The 3,776-nt window shown below is 68.0% G+C and carries 4 protein-coding genes; 2 read left to right on the top strand and 2 right to left on the bottom strand.

Going from position 1 to position 3,776, the window contains the following annotated elements:
• Positions 1-688 (bottom strand): GMC family oxidoreductase N-terminal domain-containing protein (locus tag FKP22_RS23765; RefSeq protein ID WP_211361552.1); only part of this gene is annotated, 688 nt, incomplete at its 3' end.
• Between the two features lie 59 nt (positions 689-747).
• Positions 748-1,254, bottom strand: a complete 507-nt coding sequence (locus FKP22_RS23770) for a hypothetical protein (RefSeq protein WP_141290144.1) — start codon at positions 1,252-1,254, stop codon at positions 748-750.
• Between the two features lie 202 nt (positions 1,255-1,456).
• Between FKP22_RS23770 and FKP22_RS23775 the strand changes: the two genes are divergently transcribed.
• Together FKP22_RS23775 and FKP22_RS23780 are read left to right on the top strand one after the other, a co-directional pair.
• Positions 1,457-3,166, top strand: a complete 1,710-nt coding sequence (locus FKP22_RS23775; protein ID WP_310733365.1) for a long-chain-fatty-acid--CoA ligase — start codon at positions 1,457-1,459, stop codon at positions 3,164-3,166.
• A 13-nt stretch (positions 3,167-3,179) separates the two neighbouring features.
• Positions 3,180-3,776: MBL fold metallo-hydrolase (locus FKP22_RS23780; protein ID WP_233446955.1), on the top strand; the 597-nt coding region annotated here is incomplete at its 3' end.

Consider the following 3,776-nt stretch of genomic DNA (forward strand, 5'->3'; position numbering starts at 1 on the left):
GCTGTTCCACGCGAGTCTGCACCAGCAGCGTGGCACCGCCGGCCAGCGCGGCGGGCAGCGTGGTCACCAGCATGGACTGCTTGGCATTCGTCGGGCAGCCCAAGCCGCAGGAGCCGAGGTTCCAGCAGCCTTTGACGTTGCGGCGGATGCTGCCGTTCTCCAGCCCCAGGCTTTCGGTGCCGCGGCGCAGCAGGTCGTTGTTCTCGTTGGGCGAGGTCAGCCAGGGCGCGATGGACAGCCGCTGCTCGGCCTGCTCGAACCATGGCGCCATGCCGGCTTCGGTAAAGTCCTTCAGGCCAAAGTGGCTGCGCCAGTGGGCCAGCGTGTCGATCGGCGTGCGAAATGAGGTCGTCCAGTTGACGGTGGTGGAGCCGCCCACGCAGCGGCCCTGCAGGATGGTGATGGCCTGGTCCACCGTCTTGCGCGCGGCGCTCTCCTGGTACAGCGTGGGGTAAGCCTCGGCCTCGATCTGCCGGAAGTCGCTGCTGGAGCGCAGCGGCCCTTCTTCAACGATCACCACCTGCAGCCCGGCGCGCGTGAGCAGTTCGGCGGTGATGCCGGCGCCGGCGCCGCTGCCGACGATGGCCACGTCGCAGGTCAAGGAGGCCGGCAACTCGCCATGCGGGCCACCCTTCACATGCCAGCCGGCCGCCAGGCCGGCGCGGATGGGATCGGGGATGCTGGACACGGCAGCCGCCGCGGCCAGGGGAATCGCCGCACGCGGCGCGCTCGAACGACTGAACAGGCTCATACGGCTTGCGGCCCCGGATAGCCCATCGCGGCCCAGGTGCTGGGGTCGGCAAAATAGGCGGCGTTGGTGAGGTCGCGCAGTGCGTGGTAGACCTGCTGGCGCGTGGTGTTGGACGACATGCGCAGCGACTGCAGCATGTTCGCGAGCTGGTCCGGCGTGGCCTGGGCCCAGTCGACCGGCAGACCGGTGAGCGCCAGCCGGCCAGGCGCCATGCACAACACGGCCAGCAGTTGCGAGATCTGCTGGCGCGTGGCCGGCGCCAGCCCGCGCAACGAGGCCTCAAGGCGAACCAGGTGCGCCTGCAGGGCTGCAGCACGTGGTGCTGGTGCATCGGGCAGGCTGCCGTCCAGCACCACGCCGGCAACTGCCGCGAACAAGCTGCGCGCGGCTTGGCTGAGCCTGTCGTCGCGCCAGCCCGGAGCCCACAAGACGGCGCCGGTGCCGGCCAGGGCCAGCAGCACGCCGGCTGTCCCGCCCAACTTCAACCAGGTTCTTCTTTGCATGGCCGGCAGTGTGGCAGGGCCATGCCGGCCAAATCCAGGGCCCTGCGAGCCAGCCTGCTTCATGACAAACCCTGAGCTTCCCAGGCAAGGGTCTGTGCTGTCTCGCTAGCGACAGGAGAACCACGGTAGCGCGATGCCGCCGGCTGGGGCAGCATGCGCTCGCTTCTTCAACCGTCTCTCTGCCTTGACCACAGGACTTGCCGTGTCGACTGCCGCACTTTCCCACGCCCCCTGGCTGCAGCATTACCCGCCCTCGGTGCCGGCCACCGTGCGCACAGATGGCTACACCTCGCTGGTCGCCTTGCTGGAAGAAGCCTGGCGCCAGCACGCCAGCCGCGACGCATCAGACTGCATGGGTGCCCGCATGACGTTCGGCCAGGTGGACGAACGCTCGCGCGACCTCGCCGCGTGGCTGCAGGCCAAGGGCCTTCGCAAGGGCGACCGCGTCGCGGTGATGATGCCTAACCTGCCGCAGTACATGGTGGTGATGGGCGCGATCCTGCGTGCGGGCTGCGTGGTGGTGAACGTGAACCCGCTCTACACGGCACGCGAGCTGGTGCACCAGCTGAAAGACTCGGATGCGCAGGCCATCATCGTGCTGGAGAACTTCGCGCACACGCTGGCTGAAGTGGTCACGCAGACCTCCGTCAAGCATGTGCTGTTGTGCGCAATGGGCGACCAACTGGGCCTGGTCAAAGGCATGGTGGTGAACTTCGCGGTGCGCCACCTGAAGAAGATGGTGCCGGAGTTCCGCCTGCCGCTGGATGGCGTGCGAACGGTGACCCGCTTCAACAAGGCGCTGGCCGAGGGCGGCAGCCTGAACTACAAGCCGGTGCCGCTGACGCCCGACGACGTGGCCTTCCTGCAGTACACCGGCGGCACGACCGGTGTGTCCAAGGGCGCAACGCTGCTGCACCGCAACGTGGTGGCCAACATCCTGCAGTCAGAGGCCTGGTTCAAGCCGATGCTGGACAAATTGGGCGACAAGCAGCTCACCGTCGTCTGCGCGCTGCCGCTGTATCACATCTATGCGCTCACCATCTGCTACATGATGGGTGCACGCCTGGGCATGCTGAACCTGCTGATCCCCAACCCGCGCGACCTGCCGGGGCTGATCAACACCTTGTCCAGGCACAAGGTCAACATGTTCCCCGCGGTCAACACGCTGTTCAACGCGCTGGCCAACGACCCGGCCTTCGCGCGGCTGGACTTCTCCGAGCTGGTGGTGTCCAACGGCGGCGGCATGGCGGTGCAGCAGGCGACGGCCGAGAAGTGGTTGAAGATCACCGGCTGCCCGGTGGTCGAGGGCTATGGCCTGTCAGAGACCTCGCCTGTTGCGACCAGCAACCGGCTGGACGTGCGCGAGTTCAGCGGCAACATCGGCGTGCCCATCCCGTCGACCGAGATCGCGATCCGAGACGACGATGGCCGCGACATGCCGGCCGGCGAGCCGGGCGAGATCTGCATCCGCGGCCCGCAGGTGATGGCCGGCTACTGGAACCGGCCGGACGAGACCGCCAAGGTCATGACGCCCGACGGCTACTTCAAGAGCGGCGACGTCGGCATCATGGACGAGCGCGGCTACGTGAAGATCGTCGACCGCAAGAAGGACATGATCCTGGTGTCGGGTTTCAACGTGTACCCGAACGAGATCGAGCAGGTGGTGAACCTGCACCCGGGTGTGCTGGAGTGCGCCGCGGTGGGCGTACCGGACGAGAAATCCGGCGAGGCGGTCAAGCTGTTCGTGGTCCGCAAGGATCCGGCGCTGGACGAAGACGACATCGCCGCCTACTGCCGCGAGAACTTCACCGGCTACAAGCGGCCTAAGTTCATCGAGTTCCGTGACGAGCTGCCCAAGAGCAACGTGGGCAAGGTGCTGCGGCGCGAGCTGCGCGTGGCCAGCCCCGCCTGAGCGACGGGCTGTGATGGCGTGGCAACGGGCGCTCGGGCTGCAGCTGCTACAGCGCGACTGGTTGTCGGCCAACCACGTCGTGTTCGCGGCCGACGGGCCGACGCCAGCCACCGTGGTCGACACCGGCTACGCCCGCCACGCGGACCTGACGCTGGCGCTCCTCGACCGCGCGCTCGCTGGCGCAGCGCTGGGCCGCATCGTCAACACCCACCTGCACTCGGACCACTGCGGCGGCAACCGAGCGCTGCAGGCTCGCGGCGAACCGCAGACGCTGGTCCCCGCAGCGTCGTTCGAGGCCGTCTCGCAGTGGGACGAAAGCCGGCTCAGCTACCGGCCCACAGGCCAGTACTGCGAGCGCTTCCGGGTCGATGGCGTGCTGCGGGACGGCGACACAGTCCGGCTGGGCCCGGCCGACTGGCAGGTGCACGCGGCGCCCGGACATGACCCGGACGCGCTGATGCTATTTGAGCCGCAGACGCGCACGCTGATCTCGGGCGACGCGCTGTGGGAAGACCGGCTGGCCATCATCTTTCCCGAACTGGAAGACCAGCCGGGCTTCGAGCCGGCGGCGCAGACGCTGGCTTTGATCGAGCGCTTGGCGCCGCGAAGC

The sequence above is a fragment of the Ideonella azotifigens genome (assembly GCF_006519715.1).
In the GTDB taxonomy this organism is placed as follows: domain Bacteria; phylum Pseudomonadota; class Gammaproteobacteria; order Burkholderiales; family Burkholderiaceae_C; genus Ideonella; species Ideonella azotifigens.